At 36.0% G+C, this 23567-nt stretch carries 20 protein-coding genes; 4 read left to right on the top strand and 16 right to left on the bottom strand.

What is annotated here, in order from left to right; all coding sequences use genetic code 11:
- Nucleotides 1–177 precede the first annotated feature (177 nt).
- Nucleotides 178–3891, bottom strand: a complete 3714-nt coding sequence (locus IC221_RS11180; RefSeq protein ID WP_188169053.1) for an Ig-like domain-containing protein — start codon at nt 3889–3891, stop codon at nt 178–180.
- A gap of 2034 nt (nt 3892–5925) precedes the next feature.
- On the opposite strand from IC221_RS11180, the gene IC221_RS11175 reads away from it, so the two are divergent.
- The 3 genes from IC221_RS11175 (at nt 5926) to IC221_RS11165 (ending at nt 12907) form a co-directional block, all read left to right on the top strand.
- On the top strand, nt 5926–7872 hold the full coding sequence (locus IC221_RS11175; protein ID WP_188169052.1) for a hypothetical protein: 1947 nt from the start codon (nt 5926–5928) through the stop codon (nt 7870–7872).
- 219 nt (nt 7873–8091) lie between these two features.
- On the top strand, nt 8092–11229 hold the full coding sequence (locus IC221_RS11170) for a TonB-dependent receptor (RefSeq protein WP_188169051.1): 3138 nt from the start codon (nt 8092–8094) through the stop codon (nt 11227–11229).
- 10 nt (nt 11230–11239) lie between these two features.
- Nucleotides 11240–12907 (top strand): RagB/SusD family nutrient uptake outer membrane protein, encoded by a 1668-nt coding sequence (locus IC221_RS11165; RefSeq protein WP_188169050.1) that lies wholly within the window; start codon nt 11240–11242, stop codon nt 12905–12907.
- 723 nt (nt 12908–13630) lie between these two features.
- On the opposite strand, the gene IC221_RS11160 is transcribed toward IC221_RS11165, so the two are convergent.
- From IC221_RS11160 to IC221_RS11095, 14 genes are all read right to left on the bottom strand, one after another.
- Nucleotides 13631–15031, bottom strand: coding sequence for a DUF3500 domain-containing protein (locus tag IC221_RS11160; protein WP_188169049.1), 1401 nt, complete (start codon nt 15029–15031; stop codon nt 13631–13633).
- 770 nt (nt 15032–15801) lie between these two features.
- Nucleotides 15802–15972, bottom strand: a complete 171-nt coding sequence (locus IC221_RS11155; RefSeq protein ID WP_188169048.1) for a hypothetical protein — start codon at nt 15970–15972, stop codon at nt 15802–15804.
- Between the two features lie 27 nt (nt 15973–15999).
- Nucleotides 16000–16167 carry a hypothetical protein gene (locus IC221_RS11150; RefSeq protein WP_188169047.1) on the bottom strand — a complete coding sequence of 56 codons (168 nt, stop codon included), beginning with the start codon at nt 16165–16167 and terminating at the stop codon, nt 16000–16002.
- Between the two features lie 26 nt (nt 16168–16193).
- Nucleotides 16194–16361, bottom strand: coding sequence for a hypothetical protein (locus tag IC221_RS11145; protein ID WP_188169046.1), 168 nt, complete (start codon nt 16359–16361; stop codon nt 16194–16196).
- A gap of 26 nt (nt 16362–16387) precedes the next feature.
- On the bottom strand, nt 16388–16555 hold the full coding sequence (locus tag IC221_RS11140; RefSeq protein ID WP_188169045.1) for a hypothetical protein: 168 nt from the start codon (nt 16553–16555) through the stop codon (nt 16388–16390).
- Nucleotides 16556–16814: 259 nt separating this feature from the next.
- Entirely contained in the window at nt 16815–16985 is a 171-nt protein-coding gene (locus IC221_RS11135; protein ID WP_188169044.1) for a hypothetical protein, read from the bottom strand.
- Nucleotides 16986–17001: 16 nt separating this feature from the next.
- A complete protein-coding gene (locus IC221_RS11130; protein WP_188169043.1) occupies nt 17002–17166 on the bottom strand; it encodes a hypothetical protein in 165 nt (54 codons plus the stop codon).
- A gap of 33 nt (nt 17167–17199) precedes the next feature.
- Nucleotides 17200–17367, bottom strand: coding sequence for a hypothetical protein (locus tag IC221_RS11125; RefSeq protein WP_188169042.1), 168 nt, complete (start codon nt 17365–17367; stop codon nt 17200–17202).
- 29 nt (nt 17368–17396) lie between these two features.
- Nucleotides 17397–17564, bottom strand: a complete 168-nt coding sequence (locus IC221_RS11120; protein WP_188169041.1) for a hypothetical protein — start codon at nt 17562–17564, stop codon at nt 17397–17399.
- Nucleotides 17565–17594: 30 nt separating this feature from the next.
- Entirely contained in the window at nt 17595–17765 is a 171-nt protein-coding gene (locus IC221_RS11115) for a hypothetical protein (protein WP_188169040.1), read from the bottom strand.
- A gap of 27 nt (nt 17766–17792) precedes the next feature.
- Nucleotides 17793–17957 carry a hypothetical protein gene (locus IC221_RS11110; RefSeq protein ID WP_188169039.1) on the bottom strand — a complete coding sequence of 55 codons (165 nt, stop codon included), beginning with the start codon at nt 17955–17957 and terminating at the stop codon, nt 17793–17795.
- Between the two features lie 228 nt (nt 17958–18185).
- Nucleotides 18186–18353, bottom strand: a complete 168-nt coding sequence (locus tag IC221_RS11105) for a hypothetical protein (protein ID WP_188169038.1) — start codon at nt 18351–18353, stop codon at nt 18186–18188.
- Nucleotides 18354–18376: 23 nt separating this feature from the next.
- Nucleotides 18377–18547, bottom strand: a complete 171-nt coding sequence (locus IC221_RS11100; RefSeq protein ID WP_188169037.1) for a hypothetical protein — start codon at nt 18545–18547, stop codon at nt 18377–18379.
- A 257-nt stretch (nt 18548–18804) separates the two neighbouring features.
- Nucleotides 18805–18975: a hypothetical protein gene (locus IC221_RS11095; RefSeq protein WP_188169036.1), complete on the bottom strand. Its 171-nt coding sequence runs from the start codon at nt 18973–18975 to the stop codon at nt 18805–18807.
- A gap of 752 nt (nt 18976–19727) precedes the next feature.
- Here IC221_RS11095 and IC221_RS11090 point away from each other — a divergent pair.
- Nucleotides 19728–21653 (top strand): hypothetical protein, encoded by a 1926-nt coding sequence (locus IC221_RS11090; RefSeq protein ID WP_188169035.1) that lies wholly within the window; start codon nt 19728–19730, stop codon nt 21651–21653.
- Between the two features lie 597 nt (nt 21654–22250).
- Here the strand turns inward: IC221_RS11090 and IC221_RS11085 are convergent.
- On the bottom strand, nt 22251–23567 hold a 1317-nt coding region (locus IC221_RS11085; protein ID WP_188169034.1), incomplete at its 5' end, for a fibronectin type III domain-containing protein.

Raw genomic sequence — 23567 nt, 5'->3', positions numbered from 1 at the left:
TATCATCTAAAATGCAGTGTGTAGGGTCGTTGTATTGCAACGTCCTCGCGAACCACATTACACTACCCTTTATCCTTCATATAAAGAATTATCGTAATTATCGATATATAAAAAATGACCCCACTCTTGAAGGAAGAGTAGGGTCGGAAAGTAGCTAGAAATTCAATTTCGAATCATCTATTTCACAATGAATTGTTTTGTTAATCTTTGTCCACCACCAGATGTGATCATAGCGAAATAAGTACCTTTAGAAAGTTCCGATATTCCAATGCGTAGTGATGTCTCAAAAGTCTTTTGGATTCTTCTTTGCCCAATGACATCATAAACTTCCAAAGTATTAACACCAGTATTGTTTTCTACCTTAAAAGTAATAAAGTCTGAAGCAGGGTTAGGATAAATCATTACTTCCTCAGTAGGTAAATCTAAAGCAGTAATGTTTTGTTTTCTAGCAGAAGAATCGGCATTTTCAATTAGCATCGCATTATCAAGATAAGCGTATCCTGTACCTCCTGACGGTCGCCAGAAGTAAACAATGATTGAAGTTTGGCTAGCACTCGTTGTAAAATTAACCTCATAATATGTATAGTTTTGACCAGTAATATCTTGATGTTTCATATTTACTTTATTCTCATCATTCACACCGAAAACTACCCTTGCACTAGTAGGATTATCTACTTTTACATATCCCGATAAAGTATAATTTGTATTTGGTTTCACCACTACTGTTTGTGTACATGAGGCTACACCATCCAAACGCAATGCACTACCTTCATAGGCTTCTTCTGTAGTAGTGGTCATGCTTTGCCATGCACTCCAGAAATTAAGACCATCTTCAAAATCACCATTTTTAAACTCAGGAATACTTGATGCACTAACAGTTACTTTTGTAGAAGCAGTGAAGTTACCATCAGCTGTGGTCACTGTTATGGTGGCAGTACCCACACCTTGGGCAGTGACTACACCATCGTAAACTGTTGCAATAGCACTATTGCTACTTTGCCATGTCACTGTTTTGTTTGTGGCTTCATTAGGAAGAACATCTTCAACAAGTGTAATTTGTTCTCCAACATAAAATGTTTCTGATTGTGGAGCCAAGTTTACGCCACCTACTGGAATGATTGCGAATGATTTATCTATTAACTTAATATTGTCAATAGTTGCAGTAGCCCCATCACTTGCTGGTAACCATGTGTATACTTTTACCGCAGTGTTATTTCCTGATTCAAATTCTACTTCATGGTAAGTATAAACTCCTGAATAAATATCTTTAGAAGTCATGGCATTGTTATCTTGGTCGTTCACACCAAGTACAATACGCTTTGAAGTATTGTCGATTTTGATGTATCCAGATAAAATATAAGTAGTATTTGCTTTCACATCTACCCATTGGTTTGCTGAACCTTTATCCGTGATTGTGATCGCTTGTGTTCCTTCATACGCATCAGCTGTTACTTGAGGATTGTTCCAAGTTGTCCATTCAGCACTTAAACCGTTTTCAAAATCACCATTTACTACTAAATTTATTGCTGTATTGACAGTAATAGAACTAGTAGCTGCAAAGTGACCGTCATCGGTTTTTACAGTAATTACAGCTTGTCCATCACTTATTGCAGTTACTAAACCTGTATTACTTACAGTGGCAATTTCAGGATGGCTACTCGACCAAGTCACTGACTGAAGAGCGGCATTACTTGGAACTATTGTAGCTGTAAGTTGAGCCGTTTCATCCACAGAAAGTACATTTCCGATAGTTGAAATATTAACTCCTGTAACTCTGATGTCCTCTTTTAGAAGTTGATCATTGAAGTTATTGTCAGCACCTACATTAGGGATAAGGTTTTGAACATCTACTGCGTTTCCATAAATATCTGTAGCGGTATTTAGACTAAAGTTTTCAAAAATACCTTGTCCAGCCATTGGGAATGAAGGTTCAGGGAATGCTTTACCACTATTGATAGCGGGGCTTCCTTCTTGTAATTGAAAACCGTTAATATCATTATCAGATTCATTGATAAAAAGAGGATCTTTGTCAGTGATTTTGTTCGCATCCAAATCTGAGAATGCAGTTGCTACATCCCCAAAGAAAAGGTTATTGTCTACAATTAATTCACTGCCATTCTCAATATCAATTTTCACTTCCTCTGCTCCCATTTGAGCACCATCTACCGCTTTAAAAATGTTGTTGTAGATATACGTGTTTTTGGCATAGATAGAAACATCAGGCTTATATCCATCTTTATTTAAAAGTACAGTGTTATTATAGATGTAATTGTTGTTAGAACGTACAGGGTCATTACCTGCTCCAACATATCCTGATACCCAAATAGAATAGCCATGATGATCTCTAAAACCGTCATTTTTACTGACATTGTAGCGGTAGGTTGTATTTTCACATTCACCTAATATTTCCACAAAGCCACCTTCAGTGTCCTCGCTGTAGTTGTATTGGAAGATAGAGTTGTTACAATAAAAATCGACGTGCCCGGAAGCGTATGTGTCACCAAATCCTCTTGCTCTATATTGTTTGTTGAATTGCACTACAACATTTCTTGTGTTCCAAATCCAACATCCTTCACCTCTACCAAATAATAAGTCATTTTGATCGTATCGATCGCCAAGGCCCAAGTCAATAAACGTATTTTTCTCTACGATGGCATTACAAACAGAAGAAAGTACAATACCATCAGCGCCAAGTTTCTCAAAGTGGTTGTTACGAACAATGTAGTTCAAGTTTCTTTCCTCTTCTTCAATCGGATTATTGACCACATGCGATAAGTGACGAGTACTGAATGCAGTGGAACCTAAATTATAGAAATAACACCCTTCTACTAATACGTCATCAATACCAACTTTTGTTCTTGGAGTTACTGAGATATCATCCTTATCTGCATCAAGGAAAATACCTCTGGCGTTATAAAAGTCTAAAGTGAAATTTCCTTCATAATCCAACATATCAATAGCATAGACATCAGTGACTTTAAGGTCTCTAAAAGTAAGTCCTTTTGAAACACCACCCCATTTGTTGGCTACTACTTTAATACCATAAGCTGTATTTGTTCCCCAAGTGATATTTCCTTTGTTTTTACGATGGTTTTTAATCCAAAGTGCTTCCAAAGTGATATAACTTGTATTATTCATCTTGATTGTTTCGATGTAGTCGCCCGTTGGAATATTTCCAGAACCGGAGAGGATCGGCAACTCACCTGTACCATAGCTACTGATTACAATTGGCTTTTCTTTAGTTCCAGAACAGAGTATCGTGAACTGTCCTTCAAAAGTGTCTCCCTTTCTAAATAAAAGTTGATCCCCAGGTTCCAAAACACCTCCATCAGAAGTTTTCTTTGCTGCCAAAGTGGCTTTCGCTAAAGTTTTCCAAGGAGCATTGATACTACCATCATTATTATCATCACCATCAGCACTTACATAGTAGATACTGCTTTTTTCACTAACCACAATTTTGTCAATCAATACATCACTCTCAGTAGCTCCGATTGTAATCGTATTATTTCCTTCTTGAAGTACAATATCAATTGTTGTTGATTTTGCATTCCCTTGATACGCCCAGTTGGAGGGGTCGAAAGTGATCGTCGCAGTAGCTTCCTCATTGACCTGTAAACTTGCATTTACGGAAGTACCATTATTAAAAGTGAACACCTCCATTTTATAATTACCAGAAGAGGTAACATTGGAAAAGACAAATTGTAAACTGCCACTGGGTGCAGCTTTTTTTAATTTTACAAAAGATCCTCCTGAAGCGTTTGTATTTGCTGAAATTTCCGTTGACCCTAATAGTGTCAAGCTTTCTCCCTCGAGTACATCACCGATTCCCTGAGAAAAGAGTGGATGTAAAGAGATCAAAGAAAGTAAGAAAAACAAGTATGTTTTCTTCATAGCTTAAGAATGTATATGTAGATAAAAAAAATAGATAGTTTACTTTTGGCATTCATTTCATATATCGTGTTTTAGCCTGGAAAGTAACTACCGTAATGTTGTATCATCCTCAAAAAATGTTGATGATACGATTTATTGATAGCCACAATTAAGCAACTTCTTGCGGAAGAAAGGTGCATAAAATCAACATGTAAATAGCATTTTTTAATATTCAAGTGAAATGTTCATTATTTACCTACTTACTTGTAATTTCTGTGTTATAAAATGGTGAAAATTGTGGCATAGTGCTAATTGTTATGAGTTCATTTCCAAATAAAAATGGTAGAAAGTCCACTGACGCTTAACATTCGCGTCATTTAGCTTTCTACCATTTCAGTTTGGTAGTACTCCCTCTGGCATTGAAGGGAAAAGCGTTAAGAATTTCATGGAATGAGCCGTTAAGAATGATTTTGCTGTTTGAGCGCAGCGAGTTTAAAATCATTTAGGTGAGAGAAATGGAATTTAGATTTTGCGTTCAAAGCCTTGAATTTTTTGCTTCGTTTTTGTTTCAAGACAAAAATGAAGAAGAAGGAAGTTTGAAAGTTGATCCTATAAATGCTGGCAGAAAGGCTTATTGAAAGTTGACGATAATTTAGTTTACAGCGTATTTAGTTTACAATGTACTTATATAAAAATACCCTACTTAAAGATTAAGTAGGGTATAACTAAAGTCACTTTTATTAATTGAAATTACTCCGTCTATAATACGTTGTAATGACTTTAGGTTCTATTACCAAAATATTACTTTATACTATTTATTATAAATATATTTATTGCACTTGCCTCAAACTTAGATCTTTGTTGGTGAATAGAATGATATATATTCATATTATAGTAGCATAGATTTTAAAGTGAGTGGGAGTGGTAATTTTATGTCAATAGGAGTACCTGTTATAAGGAAGTGAATTAAAAGTTTGATAAATAGCGTTATAGAGATATTGTTAAGGTTGTTGATTAGTTGATTTTAATTTATTTCATCAAAAAATTAACACATATTTTCAATTAAAAAGATTTGATAGAGTAAGTATTCTATTTCTTGCGGAAAGTCACTTCTTATTTTACAATCAGTAAAAATGAATAAAAAAGATAGATTTGGGATAATTAAATAACGATGACAAATATCCAGCTATATGTCCCGTAAGAAAAAACAAGAATTTGAAATTCAATTCAAAACAAATTAAGTATATTTAATTGGTTAGGTGGTGAAAAGTAATTTATAAGGTGTGAATTGAAAGCTGAACGCTACTTTCTTTAAAAACGAACTAGAACCAACTCAATTCGTTTTTTAAATGCTAATTTTATTTTTAAAAAACCTACTATACTACTGTTAGTGATTTTCTGTTCAATCAGATTACCCAACTTCCTTAACATTGTAAATATAAAAAGTTGAATGTAGTTTTAGCTCTGTCAAATGGTATAAAATACGTTGTAAACTAAGTTTTGGCTATTTATGGTTTTTTAAAAGTCAGGAGATTTCTGATGATCTATTGGCTACGAATGTCACTAATGCTAAACGTTTACGGCGGTGGAGTATGAAAGTGGAAAATGAAAAACTTCCAAAGCTATTAGCTGATGGTTAACAAACTTTATTTAAACTATAACATGGAATACATTATGACAGGATTTAATCAGAGTAGGTCTTTGATAAAATTACATTTTGAAAATGAAAATCTTTTTTGGACTCAATTTTTAACACAAATCCAACGTGTAATGTGCAGTAAATCGACCGGTCGAAAAAATGCACTTTATTTATCGAATTGTGCCTTAAAACATTTTTAGCACATATTATTATTGGAATGTAATTCAAGTTGATATGGTAAATATATACCTCGAATTACTATTACAAAATAATCATTGCACAACGAATTATTGTTAATAAGCAGACAATTTTAACACGAACTCTATCTAACTCAATCACTACAGAGTAAGCAAAATATTGACTGTAATAACATAATAATGATTGCTATTTTAATTGCAACTATGACTTAATAAATAATGAATAAACTTAAAATTACTTTCTGGACAATTTTTCTGACATCTATTCTTTTGATGATAGGATGTGAAAGAACTTCATTTATGGAGAGCTCCGGTTTACCCCAAAACATCACTGTACGCAACTTGAGCTACCCAAGTATTATCAATGCACGAGCTTATAGTAAAATTACGACAGCAGTTCCAACGATGGATTCTGATGGCGTTCCTTGTGCATTTTCTATCCAAAGTGTGAGGAGTGAGGAAGATGGTGAACTTCCTTCAGATTATCTTGATCAAGTAAGCATTGCGAGTGCTTATATGGATTCGATCCGAGTAATTCTGACTATTGATGAATACGAAGAACAAAAAAAGGATGAAAGTGGAGCTTTAGTGTTTGATGGAGAGGGGGAGCCTGTAATGCTGACAAAATATGATACCACTTTTCATTACACACCTTTGATGAACCCTAACAAAGCGGGGCAAATTACAATTGAAGATGGAAATAAATTCGGTGAAGGAGATTACTATTTTACAATGGCATTGACTCCCATTACCGATACAGAAGAGAATACTCAGATTTTTGAAGATGCTTTTCATTTAAATGTAATGCCATTACTACCTATTGGAATAAGGTTTGAATCTTTACAACAAAACCTAGTAATAGGACAAGAGCTGAAGACCTTAGCTCCAACCTTGAAATTTGCAAAAGAGGTTCCAAGTTATGATGTTCGATTTGAATTATTGAGTGATACTTTAAAACTTCAAATCAATAGTGTAACGGGTGAAATTTCATTAAACCCATCTTATAACATCACTAAAAATGAAGCGGTAACTCCTTCTGTAAGAGTGATAAGTAATATTACAGGAGAGGTTGTAGATTTTGAAGGGAGTATTGAGATTTTACAGATTATCATCTCAGATGAACCATTGGTATTGAATGCAGGGCCACTTTTACCACCGGCTATGATGTATATTCCTTATGCTCAGAATTTAGTAGAAGGAGCGGGCACTATCACAACAGCACCGGATGTATCGTCAGGTAATCCAAGTTTAACTTTTACTTTGGAATCGGAGACAGACAAGTTGATGATTGATGAAAGAACGGGACAGATTTCATTAAATCCTGCTTATGTTCTGTCACAAGACCAAGTGGAGGTCACTCCAACCGTAAAAGTCACAAGTTTAATTAGCTATGAAGAAAAAACCTTTGAAGCTAAAGTGAAGGTTGTGATTTCAAAAACAGTAGTTTTCTTACCAAAGTCCACGTTTAATTTCTTCTATCCATCACTTATCGGAATGGATGGTTTTAAAGTCCAAGGTGTAAACAGAGGAGGAGTGGGTGATGCTCTTTTCTGGAAAAACAATCAATATCAAATTCCTAGTCAAGCAGATGCAGAAAGGCCGGCAGGTATCACTAAACCGCATGGTATTATTATACATAACTTATTGTATGGTCCTACCCGAAGTCCTTTGCATGATTCATGGATGATTATGGATGCTCAAAACCTTGTACAATACAATGCTGATGGGTACGATGTAAAGGCTGTATTTTGGATGAAAAACGACCTTGTTTTGTATTTACCTGATGGCAGTGCTCCAGCTGACTTAGAGGTTTACATTACAGATAATTATACAGGAAATGTCTCTACCACAACATGGACACAAGTCAACAGCCGTCTAAAATACAAGATTGAAGGAGTTGGAGTGGACTATACGGGTACACCTTATCCGGGTGATAATACGGGAGATAATCCCGATGGAGGTAAAAATAATGACAGTGCATTGGCTTATAAAAAATGGTTGAGATTTGAATTAGATTTGGCGGATTATAAGGCCTATTCCAAGTTTACTCTGGCTTTTAGATACAAGACGAATTATGAGGAGACTTTTATAGAAAATGTCAAATGGGGAGCTTGTAGCGGAAGATTTGTTATTTCCAATGTAAACTATAAAGCAGACGAAATATAAATATAGAGTGGATTTTTATCAAAGGATGGAAACCCATAAACGAAATAGAGGTTTGAAGCGGGAGCACAAATGAGAGAGGATATTATGTCTTCTTTTTGATGCGGGGACTTCACCATAATTAAAAAATAGAGTAAGACAAATTTAGAATTGGATGAAGGCAGACTCATGGAGTGTGCTGGTAGGAAATCATAACTTTTTATTCTTGAATACTAACAAAAAATGAAAAATTATATCTTCAGTCTTATCGTCATTACACTACTGCCTTTTGTCAGTAATGCACAAGAGACGATAAAAGGGACAGTAATTGGTGCTGATGGGGATCCACTTCCAGGAGCAACCATTAGAGTATTAGACAGTCGTAAGGGAGCAATTGCAGATATGGAAGGCAAGTATGTGCTGATGAATGTCATGATGGATGATGTATTGGAGTTTGCCTACATTGGTTATGAAAGTCAGATGATCACTGTGGGGCGAAAAACCGAGATCAATGTATACATGATGCGAGAACTAAATCAGCTGGATGAGGTGATTGTGATTGGTTATGGTACTTCCAAGAAAAAAGACATCACTGGTGCAGTCGGATCTGTTGATGCTAATGAACTTGCTGTAGTTGCTACGGCCAATTATGATGAAGCTTTGATGGGTAGAGTAGCAGGTGTATTAGTCACAGCCAAAGAAGGAACACCGGGGGAAGCTTTAAACATTACAATCCGTGGTGGTAACTCTATCACAAGTAGCAACCAACCACTTTATGTAGTAGATGGTATTCCATTGACTTATTTTGATCCAGCCACACTGAATACCAATGATATTAAGGAGTTTACCATTTTGAAAGATGCTTCCGCAACTGCTATTTATGGATCTAGAGGGGCGAATGGTGTAATTGTAATTACAACAAAAAATGGTGATAGTGAAGGCGAAACAAAAGTAACATTGAATGCCTCTTATGGTATGCAAGAACCTTTGGGTTATTTGACTGTTTTGAATCCCTATGAATATGTGAGATACAGAGAAAAACAACTGTGGTCAAGCTTGGGATGGGAAAGAACATCCGCTAATGAAAATCAGTATAAAAATTTTTATAATGCTTGGGGTGATCCGGCATTTTATCACAATGGCAATGGGCACGATTGGCAAGATTCCATTTACCGTCAAGCACCTATTCAGAGGTACAACTTGTCAGTAAACGGAGGAAATGAGAAAACCAACTTTTACTATTCTGGCAATTATACAGATCAGAAAGGTACCTTGATCACAACGGGCTTTAAGAAGATCAATAATAACTTAAGAGTTGAACATAAGACATCTAAAAAAGGGAAGTTTATTATCGGTTTGCTTCACTCATATAATGAAAGAATTGGCCCTTCTTTGAGAGGGAATCAAAGATCAAGTATTGTAAGAGATGCTGTTCGTTTTAGACCTGCTGATCCTTTATTAGATGATTCAGCTCTACCGGGTGGGTATGATCCTACTGATCCTGATCAAGTAACGATGTATCCTCCAAAGCCTAACTTAGAAAATACAGAGGTAAAAAACATCCAAAATGTTTTTAGAGGAAACACTGCTTTCGTTTATGATTTCAATGATAAATTAAAATTGAGATTAAGTGCCAATTATCAAGGAAGTCTACAGAAAGAAACACTTTTTTATGGAGAGCAAACACTAGCAGGCCAAAACTCATCTATGGGCATACAAAGTAAGGCGATCAACGTGTCAAGTAATAATCTAGCGTCTTCTAACACTCTGACTTACAAAAATACCATTGGCAGACATTCTTATTCGATGATGGGTGGTGTTGAAGGTTCATATTATGGCAGAACGGAAAACTCATTTTCAAATGGAGGATTTCCAGTGGACGACTTTGGGGTCAATAATATGGGAATTGCCACGATTGCAACCATTGCGACATCGGATTGGACAGGAAACACAATGATGTCTTATTTCGGCAGGGCTACTTATTCATTTGGAGATAAATATCTTTTGACCGCCAATTTCCGTGCGGATGGTTCTTCGAAATTTAGAAAAGGAAATCAATGGGGTTTCTTCCCCTCACTGGCTGCCGCTTGGCGATTGGGTGATGAGCCTTTTATCAAGCGAATGTATTTTTTCTCTCATTTGAAACTAAGAGGAGGATGGGGTATTACAGGTAACAATAGAATTGCGGATTTTGCAGCCTTTAATACTATTGCAGTATCAAAATGGACAAGTTATAATTGGGGATCATCGATAAATTATGTTCCAGGAGCTATACAGTCAAATATGGCGGTGCCAGACTTAAGGTGGGAAACGACACATCAATCCAACTTTGGTGTAGACATGGGTTTTATGGATGATAAATTGGAGGTAATGATCGATTTTTACCAGAAAAACACGACAGACCTTTTGTTAAATGCCTCAATGGCCACAAGTACAGGTTTCCAAAGGGTGACACAAAATGTGGGAGAGGTTCAAAACCGTGGTTTGGAGTTTTCATTGACAACAGCCAATATTCATAAAGGTCTTTTTAAATGGTCCACCAACTTCAATATCTCATTCAATAGAAATGAAGTAATTCGTTTGAATCAAGGAGAAAAGGAATTGTACGCAAGAGGCATTTTCTCAGAAGATAACTATATCACAAGAGTAGGTGAGACAGTAGGGATGATGTACGGACTGCAGTTTGATGGTTTATATCAAAATTCAGATTTTAATTGGGATAATACCTCACAATCTTATGTCTTGAAAGAAGGAGTAGTTTCAAATGGCAATACCAAAATTGCCCCCGGAGGGATTAAGTTTGTAGACCAAAACGGTGATGGAATTATAAATGAAGAAGACCGTGTGATAATTGGTAATCCCAACCCCAAACATTTTGGAGGTTTTACCAATAGGCTTTCTTACAAAGGATTTGATTTGAATGTAATGTTCCAATGGTCGGTGGGTTTTGATGTAATGAACGGTAATGCAGTGGAGATGAATAAGGCATGGGGTGTACAAGCATTTAATACATCAACGGGTGTTGCTGATATGTGGACGCCGTATAATTCTGATACTGAATATCACACTTCTTCTTATGAAGGTGTGACAGGAGGAGCTAGAGTGGGAAATGAAATCCATAGTCAAATTATTGAAGATGGTTCTTATTTGAGGTTAAAAACAGTAACGCTCAGTTATACATTACCTCAATCAATGTTGGAAAGAATGCACATCAAAGGAATGACATTCTCAATTACAGGGCAGAATTTGTACACTTGGACCAATTACTCTGGTGTAGATCCGGAAGTAGGCGTAGCAGGAAACGGTTTAACTCCCAACTTGGATTACTCGGCGTACCCTCCATCGAGAACTTATATGGGTAGTATCAATCTTACATTCTAGTATTTAGAGCATGAAAAAAAATAGAATAAAATGGAGTGCTGTTCTTCTTTTAGGAATGTTGACAGCATGTGATGATTTTTTGAATGTAGAGCCAAAGTCGAAATGGACTACAGATCATTTTTACAATACAGAGAAAACAGCTGATGTAGCAATTGCAGGTATGATGTCTCAATTGATGAGTGCAAATGCATTTGGAGATAACCTTTCTATGGCAATGGTATACGGTACTGATGAGGGGTATTATTCAAGGGGTTGGGATGACAATTGGCCCGTCTCCACGAATACACATGTTTCGAACTCTGAGGCGGTGGAAGAGACGTGGCGTACTCTTTATACGACAGTCAATAATGCAAATTTATTGATTCATCAAATGAATCCTGAAGATTTTTCAGTGGAGAAATATAATTTCTATATCGCTGAAGCAAAGTTTCTTAGGGCATTTGCTTACCAAAATCTTGCACTATGGTGGAATGAAGTACCTTTGAGGGTAAAGCCCACCATGGTTCAGTCAGACAATTTGATGGCAGCTGCTTCCCAGAAAGCGGTTTACGGTCAAATTGTAGAGGACTATCAATTTGCGATGGAACACCTTCCTCATGCTCAGGATGAGGATTATATTCCTGGGCGCCCCAATAAAATGGCAGCAGAGGGACTGTTGGCAAGAGCCTATATGAAAATGGCAGGGCACCCGATGAAAATGACCAATTATTATGATAGTGCTTTGGTACATTTGGACAACATCATTTATAAAGATGCGTGGCATGCTCTAAGAACATCAGACAGTGACACGTTGGGGTACAGACTTTTATTCTTGGACTACATTGGAGGGATTTATGATTTGAAGGAGTCGATGTTTGAGATCTCTTATCAGAATAATTTAGCAATTGGTATGCCCGGCATGTCTTATATAGGGAATAGAAATGGTTTAACTTTTGACTATCAGGCAGTGGGGCATCCAGGTACTTCTCATAGATCTGTACAGGTTTCTCCTGTTTTAGACCTTAAATATGAAGGGGTAGATAAAAGAAGACAATGGAACATTCCGGGTATTCAATACAATAAATTTCAAAAAGTAGTACGTGTCACTAACATTTTCGCGGCTCAATATACACCTGGGAAATTCAGAAGATGGGAACCCGTCAATTGGGCAGATGTGGACGAGAATAATGAAGTGGAAGAATATGTTTTACTAACGGGTGAGACAATTGTAGAAAGAAATCTTTCTCCCATCAATTTTCCTATTCTCCGTTTCTCGGATGTATTATTAATGTACGCAGAAGCTTCGAATGAGAAGTTTGGTACACCAACTCCAGAAGCCGTAGAATGTTTGAACCGAATAAGACGTAGAGCCGGTTTGGAAGAAATAGAACGTTCTAATCCTGAAAAAATAGCCTCGAAGGAAGCTTTTTTTGAGGAACTTGTAGATGAAAGATTAAGAGAATTTGCTTTTGAAGGTATCCGAAAACACGACTTGATCAGGTGGGGTAAGTTAGAAGAAAAATTACAGGAACTGGATGAAGTAATGAAATCACATCCAGATTACGACCCTGCCTACTGGACCATACCGGGGATTTCGAGGTGTATTAATAATTTTAATCCTTCAAAACATTTGGAACTTCCTTACCCTCTACAAGAAATCAATGTCAATACGGCATTGAAACAGAAACCAAATTGGTAGGGATTTAAACCTTTTGGTTTTTCACTGATAAGTACCAAGACAAAATTATTTAATACTAATTCTATTTATTGTTTTGCGATTACTTCCTTCAAAAAACTTTCAATAGAACCACTATTAATACGTTTTTTAGCGTTGTACTCACAAAAAATAAATTAGAATTAACTATGATTTATTTTTGGCTTAGTACTTACAACGAATAAGAGTGCTATTGAGAAGTTATAATTACCTTTTCAATAGCACTCTTATTGCATTGTAAACTAAATTATCGTCTACTTTCAATTGACCTTTCTGCAAGCATCTATAGGATCAACTTTCAAGCTTCCTTCTTCTTCTTTTTTGTCTTGAAACAAAAAGAAGCAAAAAATTCAAGGCTTAGAAGTCAAAAGCTAAATTCCATTTCATTCGCCTAAATGATTTTAAACTCGTTAAAGCTCAAACAAGAAAATTATTTTTAACGGCTCATTCCATGAAATTCTTAACGCTTTTCCCTTCAAAGCCGATTTAGATACTACTAAATGATTGTCTGATTCCGTGTCAAAAGACAAAGGTTTTATAATATTTTTCTAAGATGCAGTTCTGTAGGGATGTTGCATTGCAACGTCATTGCGAACCACAATACAATAATATTTTCACAAAATACTTGTCGTTTGATTTACAATTAGATACTTATAAATACTTCATATTGTAGTAACAAACTTAGTCTTTACTTATTACTTCTACTCACTAATGTACATGTCCATGGGCGTGATGGTGATGATGACGATGCGGTAATTCCACTGCATAATCAAACAACATATCACTCATTTGGTGATGGTCGGCCATAGCATAATGTTCATAAAGGGTGCGAACACCTCCTTGATTAATAGCCTTAGCAAAAACACCATAATCACCACCATTAGTGGTAGAAGGGTTACTGGGAATCCTCGTAATGGTGTGTACGTGATTGTAATCAGCGCCATTACCACCTAAAGCATTTTCAGCATTATATTCAATCCATACATACGGATTATAAATTCTATAATAAAAGGGAGAAGTTGTAGAAGGTTGGTCTACTTCATCAATCCAGACAAAATAAGTATCGTCAATATTATTCATAATGTCCGTCCACCAAGCATCTGCAAATGTAGTCTCTAAGTTATAAACATACTCTTGCATCACTAAAATTAAATTGGCTTGTGATTCAGCAGACATATCAGAATATTTCACTCCTGTTCCTGCAAATCCAGAATAATCATAATCTCCTCTGTAAGGATCTACATCTCCCGGAGTGCTTGCCGGACCAACTTCCATCGCATGACTACCAGATGAAACGGCGGAAGTAATTTCAGAAGAGGTTAAACCATTAAATAAGTTGAGTGCTAAATCTCTTTCATCTTTGAAGATATCGAAGTCAGTTCCATTAAATGAGGAAACGGCAGGTTCACCACCTAAAAATGCAGGGACCATGCTTACATTATCACCATGTACCAAAAAGTTGATTGCAAGGTGATGACCATCCAATTGAAAACCCCAAGAACCACTGTTTTCGGGATCACCAAAAAGATCAATAGAATAAAAATCTGGACTCCAAGTTGTTGGTTTTTCAGTTTCCAAAAGCCCCTCAGCCAGCATCGTGATTTCATCTACCTTTTGGTAACCACCTTCACTTAAAAATAATTGTAATACATTTTTAAAAAGTGTAAGTTGATCTTCTGTAAGATCACCATAAATGATACCATCTCTTTGTGTTCCATTGGAATTTGGCGTGTTGTGCCAAATGTAGAAACGCTCATCGTCTAAACAAGTTGAAGCTTCAGAAAGTAAAGAAGCCGAAAGAGAATTTCTAAACGCTAACATGGCTTGACGCATGTTTTCGATCTCTGTATTCGTAGATTGAGCCACTTCAGCAGGAGTATCACAATCAGAACTACTACTTCCGCCTGTATCATCCGTATCAGTGCTGTTACTTACATATCCTTCGGGTTGTTCGCAAGCTGATTGTGTTACATCAGGATTACCGAGCCCGTCATTGTCATTATCTTGATACCAAATTGTAGCAGTACAATTATTCTCACTAGCGTTGTCGCACGCCCCGAAAAAAAGTGTTCCATAAATGAAGAGTAATATAAAATTTGAAAGTCTCATTGAAAAAAAGTCTAAGAGAATAAGAAATAATTTTTAATAAGTAGTAAGTCAAAAAAGATTATAGTTAATTCTTATTTTATTTTTTGGGAGTACAACGCTAAAAAACGTATGAATAGTGGTTCTATTTAGCGTTTTTTGAAGGAAGTAATCGCAAAACAATAAAAAGAATTAGCATTAAATAATTTTGTCTTGGTACTTATTATCCATATAAGAGTCGTCTTCTCAAGTTGTACTTAATTGTCTTTGCTTTTTTTTTAAGCAGTTTATAATTCGACACTTGTAGACGCTTTCCTTTATTCTCAAAAGTAGTATTGAGGAAATAGAAACAAAAATTGAATCGTAATGGGAAAGGTTTTGTCACTCTTTATCTTTCCTAATTGTTAATACCCAAAGGAATAGGAAGCTTTTGTAACAATATCTAATACCTGGAATTGAAAGGGATGTTGGAATAAGTACCAAGAAACAGTAAAAGGGAGAAGGAATAAATATTGTTTTATAGGGTGATTCGTGTTGTGGTTCGTGAGCCACAAGGCATTGTGTCTCTACAAAAAAATATCCTTTCAATTTAGCCACCTCAGTGAATTGAAAGGATATCGCTTATGTTGAGACGAAATGCTTTACGTTTCACGAACCACCACATTGATCATTTTCAAAGTAAATGTGAACCCATTTAATTAGCAGTCTGAGGCTGTTATTACCTTAAAATCACAAATTACGCTGCCTTTTAATTTGAGAATCAGAACTACTGTATCGGATATTAAATGATAGCCTTAAGATCCATTATTTCTACTGACTTGTGCAATCGGCGATTCGACTTCCAATCCCTCATTAGAGACTGATTCTACTTTTGTAGGTTCTACATTCTCATTGTTTTGAGGATCGCAGCTGAAAGTAGATGCGGCGATGCATAGGATTGTTGCAATAGTTAGGAATTTTTTCATGATGCTTAGTTTTTTAAAAGTGATTAATTAATTTTGGTTTCTACTAATTTGTGCAACCGGTGATTCGACTTCCAATCCATCATTAGAGATAGATTCTACTTTTGTAGGTTCTACATTTTCATTGTTTTGCGGATCGCAGCTGAACGTAGTAGCGGCGATGCAGATGATTGTTGCAATAGTTAGCAATTTTTTCATGATACTTAGTTTTTAAAAGCGATTAATTATTCTCGGTTTCTACTTATCTTTCCAATTGGCGATTCGATTTCCAACCCATCATTAGAGATAGATTCTACTTTTGTAGGTTCTACATTTTCATTGCTTTGTGGATCGCAGCTGAACGTAGTAGCGGCGATGCATAGGATTGTTGCAATAGTTAGCAATTTTTTCATGATACTTAGTTTTTAAAATAGATTAATTATTCTTGGTTTCTACTAATACCCATAATAGGCGATTCGACTTCTAACCCATCATTAGAAATCGATTCTACTTTTGTAGGTTCTACATTTTCATTGTTTTGAGGATCGCAGCTGAACGTAGTAGCTGAGATGCATAGGATTGTTGCAATAGTATATAGCTTTTTCATAATATTTAGTTTTTAAAAAGTGATTAATAATAAAATTTGTTGTTATCGAATCTTGAAGTCAGGATTGTAGGTCCTGTTGCAACTAAGCCTGCTACGTTTTGTCTGAGATAGCAAGCCCATTTCGGTATGCCTTATCTGAAACTTTTATGTAACCTATATTTCCATCTTTTGCGTAGTAGGCTACGCTTCTACATGGGTAATCTAAACTTCTATTTTTCAAGAAAAACGATTCGATAGTTTTGTCTGTAGAAAAAGCGGATCAACCTCCTTTATTTCTACTGACTTGCCCGACCGGCGATACGACTTCCAATCCATCATTTGATATAGACTCTACTTTTGTAGGTTCTACATTTTCAGTGTTTTGAGGATCGCAGCTGAAAGTAGATGCAGCGATGCATAGGATTGTTGCAATAGTTAGCAATTTTTTCATGATACTTAGTTATTAATTAACGAGTTCTTGTAACATTACCAATCGGCGATTCGACTTCCAACCCATCATTAGAGATTGACTCTACTTTTGTAGGTTCTACGTTTTCGTTGTTTTGTGGATCGCAGCTGAAAGTAGTAGCGGCGATGCAGATGATAGCTGCAATAGCATATAGCCTTTTCATTTTTAGTTAGCTTTAAAATGTTTGTAATAATTTTTACCCTTGGTCTCTACTAATACTTCCAACCGGCGATTCGACTTCCAATCCATCATTAGAAATAGATTCTACTTTTGTAGGTTCTACATTTTCATTGGCTTGTGGGTCGCAGCTGAACGTAGTAGCTGCGATGCAGGTGATGGCTGCAATAGTTAGCAATTTTTTCATGATACTTATTTTTTTTTAAAAATGATTAATTATTCTCGGTCTCTACTAACACTTGCAATCGGCGATTCGACTTCCAATCCATCATTAGAGATTGATTCTACTTTTGTAGGTTCTACATTTTCATTGTTTTGTGGATCGCAGCTGAACGTAGTAGCGGCGATGCAGATTATAGCTGCAATAGTGTATAGCTTTTTCATTTTTAGTTAGCTCTAAAAGTTTAAAATAGTTTATTGTCCTCCATCTCTACTAATTTGTCCAACCGGCGATTCGACTTCCAATCCATCATTAGAAATAGATTCTACTTTTGTAGGTTCTACGTTTTCGTTGGTTTGTGGATCGCAGCTGAAAGTAGTAGCGGCGATGCAGATGATAGCTGCAATAGTTAGCAATTTTTTCATGATGCTTAGTTTTTTAAAAGTGATTAATTATTCTCGGTTTCTACTTATCTTTCCAATTGGCGATTCAATCTCGACTCCTTCTTTAGAAATTGATTCCTTTGTTGGTTCCACGTTTTCGTTGTTTTGAGGATCACAGCTGAAAGTAGAAGCGGCGATGCAGATGATAGCTGCAATAGTTTGCAATTTTTTCATGATACTTAGTTTTTAAAAAGTGATTAATTATTCTTGGTCTCTACTAATAGCCATAATCGGCGATTCGACTTCCAATCCATCATTCGATATAGATTCTACTTTTGTAGGTTCTATGTTTTCATTGTTTTACGGATCGCAGCTGAACGTAGTAGCGGCGATGCAGATGATGGCTGCAACAGCATATATCTTTTTCATTTTTAGTTAGTTTTAAAAGTGTTCTAAATAATTTTATATTCGGTCTCTACCTATTTTCCCAATTGGCGATTCAACTTCCAACCCATCATTAGAGATTGATTCTACTTTTGTAGGTTCTACATTTTCATTGTTTTGAGGATCGCAGCTGAACGTAGTAGCGGCGATGCAGATGAAGACTGCAATAGTTAGCAATTTTTTCATGATACTTAGTTTTTAAAAAGTGATTAATCATCTCCATCTCTACTAATTTGCCCAATTGGCGATTCGACTTCCAATCCATCATTAGAAATAGATTCTACTTTTGTAGGTTCTACATTTTCATTGGTTTGTGGATCGCAGCTGAATGTAGTAGCGGCGATGCATAGGATTGTTGCAATAGTATATAGCTTTTTCATAATATTTAGTTTTTAAAAAGTGATTAATAATAAAATTTGTTGTTATCGAATCTTGAAGTCAGGATTGTAGGTCCTGTTGCAACTAAGCCTGCTACGTTTTGTCTGAGATAGCAAGCCCATTTCGGTATGCCTTATCTGAAACTTTTATGTAACCTATATTTCCATCTTTTGCGTAGTAGGCTACACTTCTACAGCGATAACCTAAACTTTTATTTTTAAAGAAATTATTCGATAGTTTTGTTTGTAGAGAAATTGGATCAACCTCCTTTATTTCTACTTACGTGCCCAATCGGCGATTCGACTTCCAATCCATCATTAGAAATAGATTCTACTTTTGTAGGTTCTACATTTTCATTGTTTTGTGGATCGCAGCTGAAAGTAGTAGCGGCGATGCAGATGATTGCTGTAATAGCATAAATCTTTTTCATTTTTAGTTAGCTTTAAAATGTTCGAAATAGTTTACGGCTGGGAAGTTATGATAAAACCGTTAAATAAGAAAGTAATTATCAGACCTATTTATTAAAAAATCAATAGAAGAGCACTAGTCATAATGTTTGCTACATCCTACTACATTTATGCCCTATTGTCCATAAGAGTGAAAATAGTCCAAACTATAGGTTAATCCGTCTATATATACTACAAACGGTTGATTTGTAGTGTTTGTGTTTAGTTATTTATACAAAAACCATGTGATAATGAAAAGAACAACACGGTCTAATTTCTCTATTTGAATTTGGAAAATAAGCCAAATTGGAACAAGAATCAGATACAAGTGGAGATGGAAAATGAAATAAAGTTAATAGCTATTGCATGGCAAATTGAATTTTAAAACAAATGAATAGAGGTTAATACCTAAAAGTAAAAATTGTAATATATACTGATTTATGATGGAATCTTTTTCAAAACCTAAACCACTGAAAATAGATTTGGGTGACTACTTTTTTCTTTTTCTCAAGTTATAACGGAAACAGATGAGAAAACATCTTGAAAAGGAGGAAAGTGTAATACTTAAGGAGAAATTATTTTCTCTTTTGAAAGTTCATATGAATAACACTTTCCCTAAACCAATTAGAATATGAGAGGAGAACGATTGAAGCGATTGGTTTTTTACCGAGTGAAGTGATTTACTGGCGAGAAACTGACTATAAATAAAGATTTTGTAATACTAAATTAACTGATTTTGAAGAGGAGAGATTTTTTACAAAGTTCGGCTTTATTAGGAGTTGGACTAAGTTTACCATTTAGTACTGTATTAAGTTCATGTGCTGGCGGACATGGGCAAAGCAAAGAATTGAATTTTAAAGATTTTTCTTTTAATCTATTAAAAAAATGGTGTGATGGTATGATCAACGTACAGGTCGACAAACCTGAAGATCCTACCGTTCATGGTTTAATGGAATGCCCCGGAGATGGAATTATTCATGCCCGTTTGCAGGATGCCGTTTATCCTATGTTTTATATGGCAAAAGCAACAGGGGATAAGAAGTATTTGAAGGCAGGAATTAATGCTTTTGAATGGGCTGAAGCCAATGTAAGCAGACCTGATGGAAGTTGGACCAATGCTTTAAATCCAAAATCATGGAATGGTACTACAGTGTTTGGAGCCATTGCTTTAGCAGAAACATTGAAGCATCATTCTGATTTATTGGATAAAAAAACAAAGAAACGTTGGAGCAATCGACTGAGGGAAGCAACAGGTTTTATCTATAAAAAATTCCCCAAAATCGATACAACCAATGTCAATTATGGCGGAACTAATATTTATGCTTTATACCTGATCGGGGACCTTTTAGGAGAACCAAGATATACTGAAAAAAGTAAGGTGTTAGCGAATGAAATTAAAGGTTATTTTACAACACCCAACCGTCTTTTATTGGGAGAAATCAAACCTTCCGCACATAAATTGAGTGTCAAAGGATTGCCAGGTGTTGATTTGGGGTACAACGTGGAGGAAACTTTGAATAGCCTCGTGCTTTATGCTCACGAAACAAAAGACGAAGAGCTATTAGATTTACTGCACAAATCACTAAACAGTCATTTGGAATTTATGATGCCTGACGGTGGCTGGGACAATAGCTGGGGTACACGAATGTTTAAATGGACCTACTGGGGAAGCCGTACTTGCGATGGTTGTCAACCTGCTTTTAGTGTGATGGCTGACCGTAATCCAGCTTTTGGAACGGCCGTGATTAGAAATACAGAACTGTTGGACCGATGTACAGACGACGGTTTACTTCATGGTGGTATGCACTATGTTTCTCATGGCATCAAACCGTGTTTACATCATACATTTACTCATGCAAAATCACTGGCGTATTTATTGGATAACTGGAAGCATTTACCTGATTTGGATACAGAGACGCCATTGCCAAGAGTAGCTGCTGAAGGGGTGAATTATTTTGAGGAGTTAGATACGGTACTGGTTTCTAGAGGAAATTGGAGAGCAACCATAACCGCTTATGATGCAGAGTACTATCATAAGAAAGACTTAAGACAGGCAACGGGTGCTTCATTATCAGCCTTGTACCACAATCAAATAGGATTGGTTTGTGCTGCAAGTCTTGCGGTTTACAGAAAGATGGAACCTTTAAACCAACAAGATGCTCCTGGAAAAGATATTGCATTGACTCCTCGCATTGAAACAAACGTAGACGGTAATTGGTATACGAATTTATTTGATTTAGAGGCTTCTTTTAATACAAAAAAAGATGATTACCTTGTAGCTGTTGAGGGGACTGCCCAACTAAAAAATGAGGCAAGAGAAAAGGTAAAAGGTACAGCAGGTAATTTCAATATCAACTATCAGTTCGAGACCGATTATTTGAAGATCATAGCTCATACAGATCAAAAAATTAAGGAAAAAACAGCGTTTGTTTTACCAATTGTTTCACCTAACAATGAAGAGGTAAAGCAATTGGATGCAAACACAATTACGATCCATAAAACTGACGGAATATTAAAATTAACTTCCAATGTTTCAATGAAAATCCGTACAACGGAAAAGAAGAGAACTTTTAATATGGTGCCAGGTGTAGAAGCTGTTCCAATTGATATCTTTTTTGAGAAGAATCAAAAATCAGTGGAAGTAAAGTTAGAAGTAGTGTAGGCATGTTCGCATTTTGATAGAATAATATCTGCTCATATCAAACGATAAATAATTGTTCTGTAGGAGTGTTGTATTGCAATGCTCCTATAGAACCACAATACAGCTTACTATATGGTATTTAGACATCAGGAGATTTCTGATGATCTATAGGACACGAATGTCGCTAATGCTTAACATTCGCGCCCATGGTCTTTCTACTCAATTCGTTAGGTAGTGCTTCCTTCGGCCTTGAAGGGAAAAACGTTAAGAATTTCATGAATTGAGCCGTTAAAAATGATTTTCTTGTTTGAGCAAAGCGAGTTTAAAATCATTTAGGCGAGAGGAATGGAATTTAGCTTTTGACTTCAGAGCCTAGATTTTTTGCTTCGTTTTTCATCAATGGAAAAATGAAGAAGAAGGAATCTTGAAAGTAGGACATAAAAAGCTTGTAGAAAAGTCGATTGAAAGTTGACGATAATTTAGTTTACAATGTATTTGTACTGTTTAAATGTTTACTGGTATAGGTTTTCAACAAAAAGGCTTACTACAACCAAAGAGTTGTAGCAAGCCGTTGCCATTTTCAGTGAGAAAAGTTGTTTTTGGAAACTGTAAAAGAACTTACTTTTTCATGATTTTCTTTGTAAAGTATTGACCATCAATCAATATCTGAAGTAAGTAGATATTGGACGGCAGTGTATTAATATCTAACGTAATCGATTTTTGCCCCACCTTATTCCATTCTTTGACGGTTTGTCCAGAAGTATTCTTTAAAGAAAAGAGCACAAATTGACCTCTAGGATTGTCATCAAATGTGATGATGATATATTGCGAAGCAGGGACAGGTGCCACCTTAATACTACTGTTGAAGTGATCATCAATAGAGGAAACAACATCAATTGTAGCGAGTGATGCTGTAGTAGAATAGTCACTTTCCACATGTTCATTCTTTGCTTTCACTCTTACAAAGTAAGTAGTGCTACTGACTAGGTTTTCAAGAATCACTTCAGTAGTATTTACTGAATTTTTAATGATAATTTGACTCTCCGTAAAATGTTCATCAGTGCTTACCTCGTAATCGTAGCTTGTTGCATTTTCTACTTTATCCCAAGAGGCTGTCAATTGAGTTGTCGATGCATTTGAAATGACTAAGTTTAGAGGTGCATCCAAAGTAGGAATAGCTTCCGTGATGCCTTCTATAATATCAGAAAATGCACTGCTTGTATTGCTATTTATTGCTTTTACTCTAAAGAAATAGGAAGAGGCAGGCGATAAGTTATTGAATTGAACTGTGGTGGCATTCATCACCATTCCTTTATTGCTAATATTATTTTCAAAGTCATCACGATCCGTACTTAACTCATACTCATAACTCGTTGCGTCTTGAACTTTCTCCCAATTAAAAGTCAATTGTGTAGTGGTTGGATTCGAAACCACTACGTTAGCAGGTATATCCAATGTTGGAATAGCCGTTGTTGTGCCTTCAACGATATCCGAAAACGCACTTTCAGTAGTAGCGTTTTTAGCTTTTACTCTGAAGAAATAAGTAGAGGCAGGGGTTAAGTTTTCCAATTCAATTGAGACTCCATTATCGACAGTTCCTTGAGTAAGAATGTTGTTATCGAAGTCATCACGATCTGTACTTAAGGCATACTCATAACTAGTTGCGTCTTGTACTTTCTCCCAAGTAAAAGTCAATTGTGTAGTGGTTGGATTCGAAACGACTAAGTTGGCAGGTATATCCAATGTCGGAATAGCCGTTGTAGTCCCTTCAACGATATCTGAAAATGCACTTTCGGTAGTGGCGTTTTTTGCTTTTACTCTGAAGAAATAAGTAGAGGCAGGGCTTAAGTTTTCCAAATCAATTGAGACTCCATTATCGACAGTTCCTTGAGTAAGAATGTTGTTATCGAAGTCATCACGATCTGTACTTAAGGC

The sequence above is a fragment of the Flammeovirga sp. EKP202 genome (genome assembly GCF_014534745.1).
GTDB lineage: Bacteria > Bacteroidota > Bacteroidia > Cytophagales > Flammeovirgaceae > Flammeovirga.
The sequence above is the reverse complement of the archived record's forward strand: the minus strand, read 5'-3'. Positions and strand labels throughout refer to the sequence as shown.